Raw genomic sequence first — 15963 nt, 5'->3', positions numbered from 1 at the left:
CATCGTGCAACGCGATGCGCGTAACCGCTTCGTCACTGGGAAATGACTGAAGTGAGACCGGTTCCCGGAAGGGATTGCGGGCTTTGCAAAGGCGCACCATGAGGACCTCCGTACGATGCCGTTGTCGTGATGACAACCGCTACGAAACGTACGGAGGTGCCCTGAAATGTCCCAGATGTCCGCAACACCCCAAGAGCCGAACGCTCTGAACGCCACTGAGGCGACGTCCTCTTCCCCGCTCCCGGAAACGCATGACCCCGATGCCCTGCTCGCGCAGTACGAGCGCGCTTGTGGCGAAATCCAGATGGCCGGTCGCAAGCTGGCACGTCAGACGCTCGACTATCAGACAGTACTCGACGAGATCGAGCGGATGGAAAAGGCTGGGACACCGCAGGCGACGGACAAGCTTGCCCGTCTCGATGCCCTCCTCGACAGCGAAGCATTTCAGCGCGAAGCGCGCGAGATCGAACGCATGGCCGTCGCTCTGGCCGGTGTGATCGAACGGTTGAACGCCGAGGTGCCCGCGACGGACGCTGAAGCGGGGCGCGTCCCGGCGCGTAGCCGGGCGATGCATCGGACCTGCGCGTGACGGAGGCTTCATGATCTATCGAACCATCGACATGCCCTCCACGCACCACGCGCCGCGACTGGGTGGCGCGTTTGCGCAGGGTGCGAGTTCCGCATCGCAAAGCCGCGCAGGCGACAACCCGCTGTTGAGCACGATGCAGCGCGCAAGCGAGCAGATGGACGGCTTGCAGGTGCGCGTCGACGAATGGCTGGGCAAGGCGCGCGCCCGTTCGGCGAACGCTCGCGATGCCCGTAACTGGCTGACGTCGATTGACGAGATGCAGCGGCGCTTGCGCGCAGGCGAATCCACAGTGACTTTGCCGGATGGATTGCGTGAGTTTGTGGTGCGCAACGCGCTGATGTCGACGTCGCCCGCGTCGGGTGCGCTTGGCACCGCCGCCCTGGCCAGCCTCAGGGCCAGCGTGCAGTCGATGGCGTCGGGCGCGAGCGAGTCGACCACCGTCGAACAGATCGAACTCAAGCAGTTTCTGTCGCGCTACGAGAACGCGCTGACGTTGAGCAACGCGGTCATCGTCAAGTTGCGCGACATCATGAGCAAGATCACCAGCAGCCTCTGACGGCTGTCTTTAACTTCACGTCTCATCTCTGTCTGCCTCCCTCATATCTAATCGAATTCAGGAACGACCTCATGACTTCAATCCAATCGAACGCGTATCGCTACGGCGCGTCGGCCTCGCAGCAGATGTCGCCGGACGTCACGCTGACGTCCGCGCGCACCGTCGACATTCACTCGCTGTTGCTGGCGCACGCCGCCACGCTCATGCAGGCCAGCTGCGGCGACGCCAAGCTGAAGATCGACTCGATGCGCGCGCGTCAGGCGCACGGTCGCGAGGCGCGCGATGTGGCGAATCAGATCGAGACGCTCATCAACAAGCTCGGCACCAGCACGACGGCAACGACCAAAGTCGGCGATGGTATCCGTGAATTTTTCGACAAGCACGACCTCAAGATCAGCATCGACGACAGTGGCACGAAGAAGACGCTAATGGACTGGGAGTCGCGCAGCAAGAAGATCGGCGAGGACGGTTATTCAGGACCGTCAGGGTCGTCGGGCGACTACCGCGCCGACCATCTGCGCGCGCTCAAGGCAGCAGCGGACAGCCGGGGTGAAGAAGCGACCGACAGCCGCACCATCGAGAACATCGAAATCAACAAGTTCCTGCAGGAATACAACGGCGTCTCGACGCTCGCCAACACGATCATCAGTTCGCGCGGGCAGCAGCTCAATCAGATCAACGGCTCGATGCGCTCGTGAACGCTTCTTCATTGACGTCCTCGGCGCAGGCGTGTGAGACGCATGACGCGTCAGCCGCCGACGCAGCGGCGATCTTCTCGCGCTTCTTCGAGCGGGGCGGCGCGCTGCGCATGCTTGCGGATCTGGACGAAGGCGATCTGGCGTGTGTTCGTGCGTACGCGCTTCAGCGCTTCAAGGAAGGCGAGATCGCGGCCGCCCAGCGCGTCTATTTCATGCTCGCCACGCTCGACCAATGGTCGTTCGACGACTGGTTCGGTCTTGGCCTGTGCTATCAGCGACTCGGCCAGCACGACGACGCGCTGCCGTGCTTCGCCAAGGCCGGTGTGATCCGCGCGGCAGACCCACGCCCGTCGTATCTGGCGGGCATGAGTTACGAGAGCGTGGGCAATGCGTCTTACGCGACGAAGGCCTACCTCGCGACGCTGAGGCTTTGCGGCGAGAACGCGCAACATCGCAAGCTCGCACATTCGGCGCGCGCCCGGTGCGACGCGCTGTCAACTTCTCCATCGAAAGGAAACACATGACTGTGATTGGCGCAGTAGGCGCGGCATACCGTCCGTCATCCCTGGGTGATGTTCGGGAGCCAACGAGGCAGCGCACGGACACGCCCGCGCCGCATGCCGTGCGAAACGACACGATGTCCGACGATTGGCTCGCGTTGGAAGACTTCCTTCCCGATGCGACCGACGCCGGGGCGTGGCAAGACGCGGAGGGTGCGTTTGCTCGCTTGCTGCAACGCCTGTACTCGCTGGGCAATGCGATGGCGGCGGACGGCATGCGTCCCTCATCGCAGTTCGGTGTGACCGATCTGGCGAGTCTCGAAACGCTCGATCCGTCCACACTCGTGATGGTGGCGTCGATGATATCGATGCAAGCGATGGGCGACACGGCGAAGTCGACACAGAAGGCGTTGGAGCTGCTGGCGGAGCGTCAGGACAAGCTGCGGCAGGAAGACCTCCAGAAATTCCGCGAGCAGATGGACGCCGCCACGAAAGACGCCGACAAGGCGCGCAAGGGCGGCATCTTCGGTGTGATCTTCGACTGGGTCGTTGCGGCGATCGATGTCGTTGTCGGCGCCGTCAAGGTCGTGACCGGCGTGCTGACGATGAACCCGCTGATGATTGCAGGCGGTATTGCGGACGTCGGCGCGGGCGTTGCGGGCATCGGCGCGGCGGTCTACAAAACGATGGCGCTCGTCGACCCGAAGAACGCCGAGAAGTACGAGGCGGAAGCGACGAAGTGGGGTTACGCGCAAATGGCGTTTCAGGCGCTTGGGATGATCGTTGGCTTCGGTACGTCGGTGCGCGGATTCATGGCATCTCGCTCGGTGACGAAGACTGCCACGCGTGTGATGAAGGGCGGCGCGGGCGACGCGCTCACGAAAGCGGTGAAGGCGGGTGACGACGCAGCGATTGGCGCGATCAAACAGCGTGTCGTCTCCGAGGTCTCGTATCAGGTCGGTATGGAAGTCGGCAAACGCGTCGGCAAGTCGCTCGCGCAGAACGGCACGCGCACTGCGCGCAATCTGGTCAAGCGCGGCTTTAACCGCATGGCCGAGCAATTCACGCAGGAGATGGTCGAGCGGATGGTGTCGCGGTCGTTCGACAACGTCGTCAAGTCGACGGGCAAGCAAGTGGCCAAGGGCGCACGCGTGACGGCGACCGATGTGACGAAGTCGTTCGGCAAGCAGATCGGCTCGCAGGGACGTCGGGCCATCGTGCGTGGCATGTGGTCGCTCTCCGGTGTGATTCGCGGTGGCGTGGTCGGCGCGCGCGAGATCACGGCGGGCGCGATCGGCATTCAGCGCGCGAAGCTGCAACGCCAGGCGCGCGACATGGGAACGGAAATGATGTGGTTGCAGTTCCTGATGGAGCTCAACGGCGACGACAAGAAGCGTGTCGCCAAACGCATGGAGACGTTGTCGGCGCAGCAGGGCGAGATCGCAGAATCGGCCAGCGACGCGGTGACCAAGACGGGCGCTGTGCGCATTCGCATCGCTGCCTCGATGGCGTGAGCGGTGCGTGTTATCGATCATCGACGCGGCTTCGGTCGCGTCTTCCAAAAAGGGGTACATAAATGGCAGGTATAGCAACGACGACGTCGTGGCAGACCACGGCGCAGAGTGAGCGCAGCGCGTGGGTGTCTGATGTTCGGATGCCGGATCGTGGCGGACGTGCCGTCGACGGACTGGTGACGCTCATGCAACTGGTGAAGCTGATGATGGAAATTCGCGCCGGCGAGCGCAACACAGATCAGTCGTACCGATCACGTCACGACGTGATGCTGTTCGCGAGAGGCGTGGCGGCGCGCGACGAGAAATATCGCGCCAACAAGAAGCACTACGAGTCTGCGATGACCTCCGCTGGCGGGTCGCTCTTCACGGGCTTCATGTCGCTCGGCGGCAGTGTGATCGGTGCGCGCTACGGCATGCGCGACAAGATGGAGATCGGGCAGATGTTCGGTGGTGTGGTGAGCGGCGTCGGACAGTTCGGAAAACCGGCGTTCGAGTTTGCGGCCGCCGACCTATCGAACCGGGGACGCGATAACGAGGTGGTCGGCGAGTTCGCCACCGGACTGACCGACGAGACGCGCAAGAGCAACGACCGTTTGCGTCAGCGTATCGATGCGGCGAGCGGTGAGTTGCGCGAGGTCACGCGTCAGTTGTACGGCCTCGCAGGGCAACATCTCACCAAGCTTTACGAAGCCATCCGCTAACTCAGCCAGTGACTTATCCAGTGACCCATTCATGACAGTCTGCGAGCGCGCCGTTGCGGCATTTTTCAGGACTCACCGTTTCACGGCGCGCGCGGAGGTCTGCGAACGCATGCACATTACTCTGGGACAACGCGTCGAGAACGGCGAGTTGTCCCTTTGTCATCGTCTCGACAAAGTCGCTGCGGGCTACGTGCTGACGATTACCGATTTCCGGCTGGATGCCGATGCGCGGTCAAGCGATCAGGCGGTGAGGCGATTCTGTCAGCTGATCCGTACGTTGTTGCGAACGGTGCCGCATCTGAGCTACGTGCGCGGGATGATTCTGCCGGGCGTGAGCGACGCGCATCTGCGTGAAGTGAGGCTTCGGTTGGGCGCGATTCTGGAGCGCGAAGGCGCATTCTGGCGCGACGAGGACGGCGATCGCTGGCTGGTGTTCTGCCGCGATCATCAAGGGGTTCCGACGCGTCGCATGGCCGCTCGCGACACGTCGTCGTCTTCATCTCCGGTAGCTTACGGCAACATGCCGAGCACACGCCACCACACATAGTCCAACGGGAAAAGCAGCACGAGCGAGATGACCGTCATCACGACGGTCAGCCGTGTGCCGTCGCGCATGCCGACGCCGCCGAGGTGCATCGCAATCATCATCGGCGGGCTTTGATACGGCAACAACACCGTGGAGAACACCGGCACCTGAAGCATCAGGACGGTGTAGAGCGGCAGGCCGCTCGCTGTGGAGAGCTGACCCGCGAGCGGTGTGAGTACGGCGGGCAGACCGGGCAGGGTCGCCACAAGCCCGATGGCCGCGCCGATGGCGATGAGCCATGCAGCATTGATGACCGGCGTGCCGGGCACCATGCCCACGGCGTCCAGACATAGCCGCGCAACTTTCTCTCCCAGTCCGCTATCCGCGACGACGGCGCCTACCCCGAGGAACCCTGCGACGTAGATGAGCGGTGTGATCTGCATCTGATCGGTGAAGGTTTTCGGCGTCACGATATGAATCGCGGGCAGCAGACAAATGATCGCAGCAGCCACGGAGATCCACGCGGGGGAGATGCCGTGCCATGCGTCCGTCGCAAAGCCTGCGAGCGCAAGCGCTAGCAGAATGGACAGATGGCGGGCGTCGTTCGTCAGCGCAGGCGGGGTCGTGGTGGATGTGTTCGTGAGCGGACCGTCGTCCGGAAACAGACGACAGACGACCCACACGAGAATGACTGCCTTGAGTGCTCCGAGCACAGGGAAGTGCAGCAGCAGATACGGCGCGTAATGCAGCTTCACGCCATAGAAGGCGTCGGCCGCGCCCATCAGCACGCTGTTCGGAATGTTCGCGGGAAGGATCGTCGTCGGTGGCATGTAGCTCGCGGCGGCGACCATCATCACGAGACCGGTGCGTCCGCGTCGCCCTTCGGTGAGACCGATGCGATCCGCGAGCGCGAGCACGATGGGGATGAGCAGCAGAATGCGGCCGGTGGTCGAGGGCATCACGAAGGCGAGGCCGACGGCGGCCACCATGACGGACGCGACATAGCGGGGGTACGTCGGACGCTTGAGCGCGAACACCGTGGACGCAAGTCGCGAACCGAGCCCGGTCGTGCGCACGGCCAGCCCGGTGACGGCACCGCCGAAGACGAGCCACCATGCGGCGGAATGGAAACCGGCAAAGATGACTTCGGGCTTCGCGACGTGTAGCAGCGTTGCGAGCAGGAAGAAGGTCAACGTAGTGACGGGTTCGGGGAACAGACCGAACGCCCACGCGCCAATGGTGAAGAGCACGAGGACAGCCGCTTGCGCCGCCGTGGGCGATAGCCCGAGCGTTGTACTTCCGTGACTCGCAGCCCAAAGCGCGAGTGCGAGAAGCGCGAACGCGGCGTAACCGCCGAGCGCCCGCAACCGGGCGCGCAATCGTTCGCGACGCAAGAGATTCGAAGCGTGCAGTGTCTCCGACGAAACCGTTTCGTTCATGGCGCTTGTCGTTTTGATGATGGGCCAGAACAGCGATCTTACATGGTTCGGTCTATGGGATGGTGCGACTACAATACGGGCATCCCTTCAGAAGCAAATTCAGACGTTGGAAACGAACGAAGTCGCAATCGTCGCCGCACCGAAGCCCTGGTATCTCTATTTGCTGGAGTGTGCCGGTGGACGCATTTACACGGGGATCACGGTCGACGTGGAGGCGCGTTATGCGGCGCATGTGGCGGGGAAGGGGGCGCGCTTCACACGGGCGTATCCGCCGTCGCGGGTGTTGCTCTCACTGTCGTTTTCCGACCGGTCGACGGCCTCGCGTGCCGAGTACCGCATCAAGCAATTGAGTGCGTCGCAGAAACGCGGCCTGATTGCGGGGACGTACGTCTGCGACTTCTCAGATTTCCTCAGCGACGCCCCCGTCGCCGAGTCATCCCTCAAGGCACCAGACGCGCCTGTCGAATGATGCGTCGCACGTCGCGTTGCAGCGCACCGAACTGGCCGCGCGACGGAATCGGCGAAACCACCAGCGCCCAACTGTCACCCGGCACGGTCTTTTCCACCACGGTGTAATAGGTCGACTGCGTGCGGAAGAAGTCGGCGATGCCGTCGTGACTGATGCGATAGCTTCGATCCCCGGCCCCCGGCAGCAGGAACACGCCGAGCGTGTAATACACATCGCGATCCGAATTCACCGGCCCCGACTGCTTATCGAGCAACAACGTGCGCAGCGTCTTCTCCGTGAGCAGACTCGGGTGACGGACGTCGAACACGCGCCACACTTTGAGCAACGCGCCCGTCGACATCTGCCAGCCCGCGAACGGTGCAAGCAGACGCCAGCTTTCGGGCAGCTTCGCATCCGTCACGCCCAGCGGCGCGAAGATGTTCTTCTCGCAGAAGTCCTTGTAATCCTCGCCGGACACCGCCTCGATCACCATCCCGAGCAACAGATACGAGACGTTCGAATAGACGAAGTCCGAGCGGCCCGTCGAATGGCTGGCCTCGCCCGCATCCAGATAGTTGAAGAAGTCGGCGCTACCGCCCACACGACGGATCGCCAGCCCGCTGAACAGACCGTTGACCGGATCGTTGAAACCGTTCGTTGCGAGCCCCGCGCGGTGGGCGAGCAGGCGTCGCACCGTCAGATCGCGTAACGACGGGTCGAGCGGCTTGCCGTGTTCCTTTGCGTAGTCGGTGAGCAGATCGCTGAGTTTGGCGTCGAGCGACAACTTGCCTTGCTGTACCAGCAGCGCGATCCCGATAGCCGTCACCGACTTCGACAGGCTCGCGACGGGCAGCAATTGCTGGACTTCGTCGCCCGGCGTGGCGGCTTCGAGCGCGACGCCGCCGTCCGACTCGGTGCGCAGCCAGACATGCGAGAGGTTGTAGCGCTCCTTGAGCTGCGCGACACCCTGCGCGATGGTCGACTGACCGATCGGCACGGCGGGCTTGATCGGCGTGACCGCGCCCGATGATGGCAGGGCGACGACCGCACCGGTGGCGGATGCGGCGGACGACGCGCTTGACGGCGTCTGGGCGAGCGCGTGACTCGCCGTCATCAGTGTGGCAGCGCCCAGCAGGATAGTCAGGACAACACGGCGTGCAGACGCGCCGGTACGCCCCATAGCCCGTGCCATGTCATGCCAATCGCCTGACATCGCCCATAGCTTTGTACAACGTGCCCCTGCTGCCGGACGGCTATGCCGTTCGACGTTCATTACTTAACTCCCCCCGCGCACAAAACTTCGAACCGCGAATCAACTCTCTTCGGAGTCGGAATGGTTCGGAGTGCGCACGTGCCGCTTTGCGGCGATGTTCGAAATCGAAGTGTAGGAAAAACTTCGGGTAAATACCCAGCAAAACCTGCGCATTTTACATTAAGTTGCATATATCGCGCATTTCTGGCGATAGGCGGATGCAATCGGCCGGGCGCAGCCCCGTGCGACGGGCATGGCGCAGCGAACGTCACCGATATTGCGCTGCCGAAACTTCCTCATAACGTGAAGCATCGACCGCAGACGCCCGTCCGGCGGCGTTTTGCGGGCGTTCCGGCATCGTAAGTGAAGCCCTTGTCAGTGGCGCACCGACAAGACCTGTTACGCATCGCGGTGTAAGCTATCTCCCAAGATTGACAGGCTCCGACTCGCCCACAGGCCTTAAGGGCGGCGTCCCGATGACGTCGTGCCGGCCGAAGGAACGACCGAAACATGACTGAACCGTCCCGTGCGCGCCCGAGCCGGCCCGCCGATCCAGCTTCCCCTGTGGCGCTTTCTCCGGCCACTGCCGGACACGGCGCTGCGGCCTCTGCCGCTGGCGGGGGTGACGGCAACCCGCCCGAATTACCCAGTGCTTCCTCCCCGTCGCCGGTCGAGGCCGCCTGGCAGGCCTTGCCTGCGCCTATCCGCCTGATCAGACGCTTTCCGTGGAGTGCGGCCCGCCCGTGGCTGATCGTCGCCGGTGTGTTGCTGCTTGGCCTGTTTGTCTTCGACGCGTTGCATCACATGTTGCGACACGTGCATTACGACAACGTGATCGCGGCCATTCACGCCACGCCGGTCACGCGCCTCGTGCTTGCCATGCTGGCAACGTTGGCGAGCTATGCGGCGCTCACCGGCTACGACATCTCTGGACTGGCGTTCGCCGGGGCGAAGGTGAAGCGCTCGACCGTCGTGCTGACGTCGTTCATCGCCTATGCGCTGGGCAACTCCGTCGGTCTGGGCGTGCTGACAGGCGGCACGGTGCGCATGCGGATGTACGCGGCAGCGGGCGTCGATGCCTCGAAGGTCGCGCAGGCCGTCGCGTTCAACGCCGGGGCGTTCGGTCTCGGGATGACGGTGTTCGGCTCGCTGGGGATGTTGTGGGGCGCGTCGCGCGTCTCGGCGCTGGTGCCGATTCCCGCGTGGATGTTGCAGGCCTTCGCGGTGCTGCTACTGGCGGGCGCGGCCGCGTTCCTCGTCCTGTGCGCCCGCAAACGCTCGGTCGCGATCTTCGGCCGCTGGTCGATGCCGTTGCCGCCGCTGCGCCTCGCGTTGCGTCAGTTGGTGATTTCCGCCGCCGACCTCGGCATGGCCGCCGCCGCGCTCTGGTGCCTGCTGCCCGCCGGTGTGGTCGATCTGCCGACGTTCGTCGTCTTCTACGCCATCGCGATGGCGCTCGGCGTGCTTAGCCACGTGCCGGGTGGCGTCGGCGTGTTCGAAGCGGTGATTCTGCTGGCGACGAACGGCCACGCACCGATCAGTCAGGTCGCGGGGGCGCTGGTGCTGTATCGCGGCATCTACTATCTGCTGCCGCTGATCTTCGCCGCGTGCCTGCTCGCGGCGTTCGAATTGCGGCAGGGACCGGCCGCCCCGATCGGACGTGCCGCCGTGCGCCTTTTCCCCGGCTTGCTCGCGGCACTCACGCTCGTGGCCGGTGTGATGCTGCTGATCTCAGGGGTGACGCCTGCAACGCGCGATGCCGAGGACTTCCTGAGACGCCATGTGCCGCTGTTCCTCGTGGAGGTGTCGCACCTGCTGGGCAGCGTGGCGGGGCTGTCGATGCTGTTCCTCGCGCGCGGACTGCTGCACCGGCTCGACGCGGCGTGGTGGGGCTCGCTGGGCCTCACCGTCATCGCGGCGGTGCTGGCGATTCCGAAGGGCATCGCGCTGTCGGAATTCTTCGTGCTGGCCGTACTCGCGACCTTGCTGCTCGTCTCGCGCAAGCAGTTTGACCGGCGCTCGTCGCTATTCACGCAGTCGTTCGAACCGGGCTGGATCATCGCCGTGCTGTCGGTGCTGGGCGCGTGTACCTGGCTGATGTTCATGTCGTACCGACGCGTCGGTTACGCGAATCAACTCTGGTGGCAATTCACGTTCGACGGCGATGCGCCGCGCTCGATGCGTGCGCTGATGGTCGTCGCCGTAATCGGACTGGGGTTGTCGTTATGGCAATTGCTGCGGCAATCGCCGGGCGCGATGGTGCCCGCGACGGAAGACGAACTGGCGCGCGCGAAGGCCGTCATCCGCAAGCAACCTGCCGCCGACGCGTGCCTCGCGCTGATGGGCGACAAGAGCTTCCTGTTCTCACCGTCGGGTAACGCATTCATCATGTACGCGAAGCATCGCCGCTCGTGGGTGTCGCTCTCGGACCCGGTCGGCGATCAGAAGGAATGGCCGGAGCTGATCTGGCGGTTTATCGAACTGGCCGATGCGCACGGTGGTCGCGCGGCGTTCTACAAGACGCGTCCGCAGGCGTTGCCGCTTTACATCGACGCAGGACTGCGCGCGTACAAACTGGGTGAGGAGGCGTTCGTCTCGCTGCCGGAGTTCGGTCTGCAAGGCGCGCGTCGTGCGAATCTGCGTCATGGTGTGACGCGCGGTGAGCGTGAAGGACTGACGCTGGAGATTGTGCCGCCGGAGAACGTTGCGCCTCATTTGGCGGAGATGCGGCTTGTGTCGAATGCGTGGCTTGCGCGTCAGCACACACGCGAGAAGGGCTTTTCGCTGGGGGCGTTCGACGATACGTACGTCGCGCGTCAGCCGGTGGCGCTCGTGCGGCGCGAAGACCGGCTCGTCGCGTTCGCCACGCTGATGTGCCCCGATGTGCAGCGCATCGAAGCGAGCATCGATCTGATGCGTCAGGTGCCCGATTCGCCACCGGGCACGATGGACTTCCTCTTCGCGAAACTGATGCTGCATTTCAAGGCGCAGGGCTATCAACGCTTCGGTCTGGGCATGGCGCCGATGTCGGGCATGGAGACGCATCAGCTTGCGCCGCGCTGGCACCGCTTCGGGCGGATGATGTTCGCGCACGGCGCGCGCTTCTACAACTTCCGGGGGCTGCGCAGCTTCAAGGACAAATTCGATCCGCAATGGGAGGCGCGCTATCTGATGACACCGGGCGGTATTGCACCGATGTTGACGCTGGCCGACGTCGCCGCGCTCGTGGGCGGTGGCTGGAAAGGGATGATTACGAAATGACAGGGAGCGCGATGGCGATGGATGGCAAGGGCGACGGCGGGCGAGCGGGATCGGTGAAACCGGACGTCGGACGCGCGCGCATGACGCGGGCTGCGCGGTATGCGGCGGCGCTCGCGATCACCGTGTCCGCCACTTGCGCGATAGCGCAGACGTCGAAGCCCGCCGAACCAGCAGCCAATGGCGGCAATCCATTGAACGTGCTCAAGCCCGCGCCGAAAGCCGGACCGGTGGCGCAATCGCGCGCCGCAGCGTCGAGCGTCCCCGCACCGGTCATGCCGCAGGCAGCAGCTGCGGCGGCTGGCGCGGCGGCCTTTCGTAGCGCCGGTAATGCAGGCTCGGGCGGCGCTGCCCCCGAGATCATGACGCACGGACGCTTCGAGAGCGTTCCCATTTTCCGGCCGGAGGGCGAACCCAACGCGACGGTGCTGTTCTTCTCCGACGACGACGGCTGGACGCCACGCGCCGAACGCATGGCCCGTGCGCTGGCCGACACCGGCGCGCTGGTCGCGGGCATCGACACCGCGCGGCTGATGGCGAACTACACCAAGGACGACATCGCGTGCGTCTACGCGGCGGGCGATCTCGATAACTTCGGCCGATGGGTCGAGGCCGCCGTCAAACTGCCGGGCTACACCCCGCCGATTCTTGTGGGCGATGGCGTGGGCGGCACGTTCGCGTACGCCATGCTCGCGCAGGCCGGTAGCGACACGTTCTCCGGCGCGTTGTCCGTCGACTTCTGTCCGGTGCTGCCGATGTCGCGCCCGCTGTGTCAGGGCGAAGGCGTGCATTTTGGGCGCGGCATCACACACACGCCGGGCGGCGCACCGATGCGTCTGCTACCCGCGCCGGTGATGAGCGCTCCGTGGCTGGCGATGGGCGGCCCGTCCGGCGGCCCTGCGAGTCCTGCGCGCGCACCGCGTTGCTCGGACCACGTCGCGCAGGAGTTCGCCGCGCGCACACCCAATTCAAACTGGCTCGTGGGCGGGTTGGCGGGCAGTCTGGGGGCGATGGATACGAGCGGTACGACGTCCGCCTCGGCGACCGGCGCTTCGTCCACGCCGGTGCTGGCCGATTGGGTGACGCAGTACAAGAATGCGTTCCGGCGTCTGAATGCGCACCATGTGGCAGGCACGGCGCGACCGCCTGCGGCCGTGGCCGATTTACCCGTGATCGAGGTGCCAGCGACGGGCAAACCTGCCGCGAATCTGGCCGATACCTTCGCCATCCTGATGTCGGGCGACGGCGGCTGGGCCGGGCTCGATCGCGATGTCGCCGGGGCACTTGCCGCGCATGGCATTCCCGTCGTGGGTGTCGATTCGCTGCGGTACTTCTGGTCGGCGCGCACCCCCGCGTCGGGCGCACTCGACATCGACCGTCTCATGCGCTTCTATCAGACTCGCTGGAACAAGAAGCGCGCGATCCTGATCGGCTACTCGCAGGGGGCCGATGTGCTGCCGTTCATGGTCAACCGGATGCCGCCGCCGGCGCGTGAGCGTGTGGGCCTGCTGGTGCTGATGGGACTCGGTCAGAAGGCCGATTTCGAGTTCCGCATGACCAACTGGGTGATGTCGAGCCAGAACGGGCTGCCGATCCGGCCCGAGGTGGAGCGTCTGCCCGATGGCATGGCGATGTGCATCTATGGCGCGGACGAGGACGACAGCAACTGTCCCGGACTCGATCCCAAACGGGTGCAGGTCGTGAAGATGCCCGGCGGGCACCATTTCGACGGCAACTACACCGCGCTGGCGGACGTGATCCTGCAGGGACTCGCCAAGCGTTGATCCACGCCCGTCCGCCCCGCCCGGCATCGACGGACGGTCGCGGCCGGGCAGACGCTCTCTCATCTGTCGTGCCGTCCCAACGTATCGGGTAACCGCGAGGTATCCGCGCTTTCTCGCCTTGCCTTCCGTGCGGGCGCTCCGTACACTGCGGCCAGTTTTTCCCTATCGCCTCACACACTTAGCGTGTTTGGCGTGTGATGCGCACGGTAGGGACCACACGATACGGCACGACACACAGGAGAAGATCGATATGGCCGAGGGTTACTTTCCGAAGTGGCAATCGCAGGACACCGCCTCGGGGCGCGTGATCGCCCCCGATGAGCGTCTGCCGTGGCCGCAGACCATCGCGATGGGCGTGCAGCACGTGGTCGCCATGTTCGGCTCGACCGTGCTGGCCCCGTTGCTCATGGGCTTCGATCCGAATCTCGCGATCTTCATGTCGGGTATCGGCACGTTGCTGTTCTTCGTGCTCGTCGGCGGACGCGTGCCCAGCTATCTCGGCTCCAGCTTCGCGTTCATCGGTCTGGTCATTTCGGTGACGGGCTATGCGGGCAGCGGCCCGAACCTGAACATTCCCGTCGCGCTCGGCGGGATCATTGCGTGCGGGGTGCTCTACGCCATCATCGGGCTGATCGTGATGGTCGTCGGCACACGCTGGATCGAAGCGCTCATGCCGCCGGTCGTGACGGGGGCGGTCGTCGCGGTGATCGGCCTGAACCTCGCCCCGGTCGCGGTCAAGGGCGTCTCGGCCACCAGCTTCGACACGTGGATGGCACTGGCGACGGTGTTGTGCGTAGGTCTCGTGGCCGTGTTCGCGCGCGGCATGGTCCAGCGTCTGCTGATTCTGGTCGGCCTGCTGCTCGCCTACGTGCTCTACGCCGTGCTGACGAACGGCATGGGACTCGGTAAGCCCATCGACTTCGCTGTCGTGGCCAACGCCGCGTGGTTCGGTCTGCCGCATTTCGCCGCACCGGTGTTCAAGCCGGAAGCGATGGTGCTGCTCGCACCCATCGCCATCATTCTGGTGGCTGAGAATCTGGGGCACATCAAGGCCGTGAGCGCCATGACGGGACAGAACCTCGACCGTTACATGGGGCGCGCATTCCTTGGCGACGGGCTGGCGACCATCGTGTCGGGCAGCGTCGGCGGCACGGGCGTGACGACGTATGCCGAGAACATCGGCGTGATGGCCGTGACGAAGATCTACTCGACGCTGGTGTTCGCGGTCGCGGCGGTGCTGGCACTGGTGCTGGGCTTCTCGCCGAAGTTCGGCGCAGTGATCCAGACGATTCCGGGGCCGGTGCTGGGTGGCGTATCGATTGTGGTGTTCGGTCTGATTACGGTGGCTGGCGCGCGCATCTGGGTGCAGAACAAGGTCGACTTCTCGGACAATCGCAACCTGATCGTCGCGGCAGTGACGCTGGTGCTGGGCGCGGGCGACTTCACGCTGAAGTTCGGAAGCTTCTCGCTGGGCGGCATCGGTTGCGCGACGTTCGGCGCGATCATTCTGTACGCCTTGCTGCGCGGACGCGGTGCGTCGCGCCCGGCGGCGATGTAACGGTTCACCCTACGCCTGTGAGTACCGGGGCGTGAGACTAAAGCGGCACGACAATTACGTCGTGCCGTTTTTGTTTGTGTGGTTGGTGTCGACGGGCGGCGCTTGCAAGTGATCGAGCAACTGGCGTGCGTAGACGGGCAGGGCGTCGCGCTCGCGCATGCACAGCACCAGCGTGCGCAGCGCCCACGGGTCGATCAGCGGCACGATGCCGATGTCCAGTACGGCGGCTGAGCGATGGGCGGCGCTCAACGGGACGATGCCCAGCGCAGCGCCCGTCGCCACCGCACGGCACAGGCTGTCGAAGTCGCGCAGCCGCAGGCGGTAGTGCAGGGCGCGTCCCGCGCGTCTGGCATGACCGTCGATGTGCTCGGCCAGCGCGCTCTGCGCGGGCAGGCCGATGAACTCCGCGTCGAGCACGTCGGCAAACGCCACGCCTTCGTGTGCTGTCAGCGCGTGTCCCGGCGGCGTAACGATCACCAGACGGTCCTGCCGGAACGGCACCGTCTCCAGCCCCGTCAGCTCGATCCAGTCGGATACCACGCCGATGTCCGCTGCGCCTTCGAGTACGGCCTGCACGACGGCGGGACTTGTCTGTTCGCGCAAGGCGATTTCCACGTTGGGATGCTCGGTGAGGAACGCGCCCAGCAGATCGGGCAGGAATTCGGACATGGCGACCGTGTTCGACGCGATGCGCACGTTGCCCTTGAGGCCAGCGGCGTACTCGCCGAGTTCGCCACGCATCTGCTCGATTTGAAGCAGCACGCGTCGAGCGTGCGCAAGCAGAGCGCGTCCGGCGGGCGTGGGCACGACGCCCTGAGGATGGCGCATGAACAACGCAACGCCCAGCGTCTCTTCAAGGCCGCGAATGCGGGCGCTGGCGGAGGCCAGTGTGAGATGTGCGCGCTCGGCGCCGCCGGTGATGCTGCCGGCTTCGGCCACCAGGAGGCAAAGACGCAGATCGGTCAGGTCAAATCGCATGAGAGATACACGAGATGGGCACGAGATGGACAGGCGCTGGGCACGGATGCAGGACGGTGTGCCATCAGTGTAGCGGTTCGTCCGGGCGCGATGTCGACTGACTTGGGCAAGGGCGCATGGTAAACTACGCGCTTTCAAGACACGGCCGTACCCGCGACGGTC

Annotated in this window: 14 protein-coding genes; 11 read left to right on the top strand and 3 right to left on the bottom strand. The window is 64.7% G+C overall.

Annotated features, from left to right (window positions below):
- Positions 1 to 166: 166 nt before the first annotated feature.
- From PCO31010_RS06575 to PCO31010_RS06545, 7 genes are all read left to right on the top strand, one after another.
- Positions 167 to 589, top strand: coding sequence for a hypothetical protein (locus tag PCO31010_RS06575; protein WP_150663581.1), 423 nt, complete (start codon positions 167 to 169; stop codon positions 587 to 589).
- Positions 590 to 599: 10 nt separating this feature from the next.
- Positions 600 to 1145 carry a hypothetical protein gene (locus PCO31010_RS06570; RefSeq protein ID WP_150663580.1) on the top strand — a complete coding sequence of 182 codons (546 nt, stop codon included), beginning with the start codon at positions 600 to 602 and terminating at the stop codon, positions 1143 to 1145.
- 71 nt (positions 1146 to 1216) lie between these two features.
- Positions 1217 to 1843 (top strand): hypothetical protein, encoded by a 627-nt coding sequence (locus tag PCO31010_RS06565; protein WP_150663579.1) that lies wholly within the window; start codon positions 1217 to 1219, stop codon positions 1841 to 1843.
- Positions 1840 to 2367: a CesD/SycD/LcrH family type III secretion system chaperone gene (locus PCO31010_RS06560; RefSeq protein WP_246184490.1), complete on the top strand. Its 528-nt coding sequence runs from the start codon at positions 1840 to 1842 to the stop codon at positions 2365 to 2367. The genes PCO31010_RS06565 and PCO31010_RS06560 overlap by 4 nt, the downstream gene beginning before the upstream one ends.
- A 113-nt stretch (positions 2368 to 2480) precedes the next feature.
- On the top strand, positions 2481 to 3857 hold the full coding sequence (gene sctE / locus PCO31010_RS06555) for a type III secretion system translocon subunit SseC family protein (RefSeq protein WP_174984449.1): 1377 nt from the start codon (positions 2481 to 2483) through the stop codon (positions 3855 to 3857).
- Between the two features lie 62 nt (positions 3858 to 3919).
- Positions 3920 to 4558 (top strand): hypothetical protein, encoded by a 639-nt coding sequence (locus tag PCO31010_RS06550; protein ID WP_150663577.1) that lies wholly within the window; start codon positions 3920 to 3922, stop codon positions 4556 to 4558.
- 109 nt (positions 4559 to 4667) lie between these two features.
- A complete protein-coding gene (locus PCO31010_RS06545; RefSeq protein WP_150663576.1) occupies positions 4668 to 5105 on the top strand; it encodes a hypothetical protein in 438 nt (145 codons plus the stop codon).
- Here PCO31010_RS06545 and PCO31010_RS06540 read toward each other — a convergent pair.
- Complete coding sequence (locus tag PCO31010_RS06540; RefSeq protein ID WP_150663575.1) at positions 5069 to 6523, bottom strand: SLC13 family permease; 1455 nt, start codon at positions 6521 to 6523, stop codon at positions 5069 to 5071. The two genes, PCO31010_RS06545 and PCO31010_RS06540, sit on opposite strands and share 37 nt — an antisense overlap.
- Before the next feature lie 106 nt (positions 6524 to 6629).
- Between PCO31010_RS06540 and PCO31010_RS06535 the strand changes: the two genes are divergently transcribed.
- Positions 6630 to 6992 (top strand): GIY-YIG nuclease family protein, encoded by a 363-nt coding sequence (locus tag PCO31010_RS06535; protein WP_246184489.1) that lies wholly within the window; start codon positions 6630 to 6632, stop codon positions 6990 to 6992.
- On the opposite strand, the gene PCO31010_RS06530 is transcribed toward PCO31010_RS06535, so the two are convergent.
- Positions 6964 to 8163: a serine hydrolase domain-containing protein gene (locus PCO31010_RS06530; protein ID WP_174984446.1), complete on the bottom strand. Its 1200-nt coding sequence runs from the start codon at positions 8161 to 8163 to the stop codon at positions 6964 to 6966. The two genes, PCO31010_RS06535 and PCO31010_RS06530, sit on opposite strands and share 29 nt — an antisense overlap.
- A 570-nt stretch (positions 8164 to 8733) precedes the next feature.
- Here PCO31010_RS06530 and mprF point away from each other — a divergent pair.
- The 3 genes from mprF to PCO31010_RS06510 all read left to right on the top strand — a co-directional run bounded on the left by mprF (position 8734) and on the right by PCO31010_RS06510 (position 14823).
- Positions 8734 to 11484, top strand: a complete 2751-nt coding sequence (mprF, locus tag PCO31010_RS06525; RefSeq protein WP_150663573.1) for a bifunctional lysylphosphatidylglycerol flippase/synthetase MprF — start codon at positions 8734 to 8736, stop codon at positions 11482 to 11484.
- Entirely contained in the window at positions 11481 to 13265 is a 1785-nt protein-coding gene (locus tag PCO31010_RS06515) for a virulence factor family protein (RefSeq protein WP_217426145.1), read from the top strand. The genes mprF and PCO31010_RS06515 overlap by 4 nt, the downstream gene beginning before the upstream one ends.
- 250 nt (positions 13266 to 13515) lie before the next feature.
- Positions 13516 to 14823 (top strand): solute carrier family 23 protein, encoded by a 1308-nt coding sequence (locus PCO31010_RS06510; protein WP_150663570.1) that lies wholly within the window; start codon positions 13516 to 13518, stop codon positions 14821 to 14823.
- Positions 14824 to 14877: 54 nt separating this feature from the next.
- Here PCO31010_RS06510 and PCO31010_RS06505 read toward each other — a convergent pair whose 3' ends face one another.
- Positions 14878 to 15801, bottom strand: a complete 924-nt coding sequence (locus PCO31010_RS06505; RefSeq protein WP_150663569.1) for a LysR substrate-binding domain-containing protein — start codon at positions 15799 to 15801, stop codon at positions 14878 to 14880.
- Positions 15802 to 15963: the final 162 nt, after the last annotated feature.

This window comes from Pandoraea commovens, from assembly GCF_902459615.1.
Classification (GTDB): Bacteria; Pseudomonadota; Gammaproteobacteria; order Burkholderiales; family Burkholderiaceae; genus Pandoraea; species Pandoraea commovens.
Note: the sequence above shows the minus strand (reverse complement) of the source record. Positions and strands in the feature narration are given on the sequence as shown.

What these genes read in the sequence shown, in the direction of transcription:
- PCO31010_RS06575 (WP_150663581.1), top strand. Translation starts at nt 167, where the DNA reads ATGTCCCAGATGTCCGCAACACCCCAAGAGCCGAACGCTCTGAACGCC.
- PCO31010_RS06570 (WP_150663580.1), top strand. Translation starts at nt 600, where the DNA reads ATGATCTATCGAACCATCGACATGCCCTCCACGCACCACGCGCCGCGA.
- PCO31010_RS06565 (WP_150663579.1), top strand. Translation starts at nt 1,217, where the DNA reads ATGACTTCAATCCAATCGAACGCGTATCGCTACGGCGCGTCGGCCTCG.
- sctE (WP_174984449.1), top strand. Translation starts at nt 2,481, where the DNA reads ATGTCCGACGATTGGCTCGCGTTGGAAGACTTCCTTCCCGATGCGACC.
- PCO31010_RS06550 (WP_150663577.1), top strand. Translation starts at nt 3,920, where the DNA reads ATGGCAGGTATAGCAACGACGACGTCGTGGCAGACCACGGCGCAGAGT.
- PCO31010_RS06545 (WP_150663576.1), top strand. Translation starts at nt 4,668, where the DNA reads ATGCACATTACTCTGGGACAACGCGTCGAGAACGGCGAGTTGTCCCTT.
- PCO31010_RS06540 (WP_150663575.1), bottom strand. Translation starts at nt 6,523, where the DNA reads ATGAACGAAACGGTTTCGTCGGAGACACTGCACGCTTCGAATCTCTTG.
- PCO31010_RS06530 (WP_174984446.1), bottom strand. Translation starts at nt 8,163, where the DNA reads ATGGCACGGGCTATGGGGCGTACCGGCGCGTCTGCACGCCGTGTTGTC.
- mprF (WP_150663573.1), top strand. Translation starts at nt 8,734, where the DNA reads ATGACTGAACCGTCCCGTGCGCGCCCGAGCCGGCCCGCCGATCCAGCT.
- PCO31010_RS06515 (WP_217426145.1), top strand. Translation starts at nt 11,481, where the DNA reads ATGACAGGGAGCGCGATGGCGATGGATGGCAAGGGCGACGGCGGGCGA.
- PCO31010_RS06510 (WP_150663570.1), top strand. Translation starts at nt 13,516, where the DNA reads ATGGCCGAGGGTTACTTTCCGAAGTGGCAATCGCAGGACACCGCCTCG.
- PCO31010_RS06505 (WP_150663569.1), bottom strand. Translation starts at nt 15,801, where the DNA reads ATGCGATTTGACCTGACCGATCTGCGTCTTTGCCTCCTGGTGGCCGAA.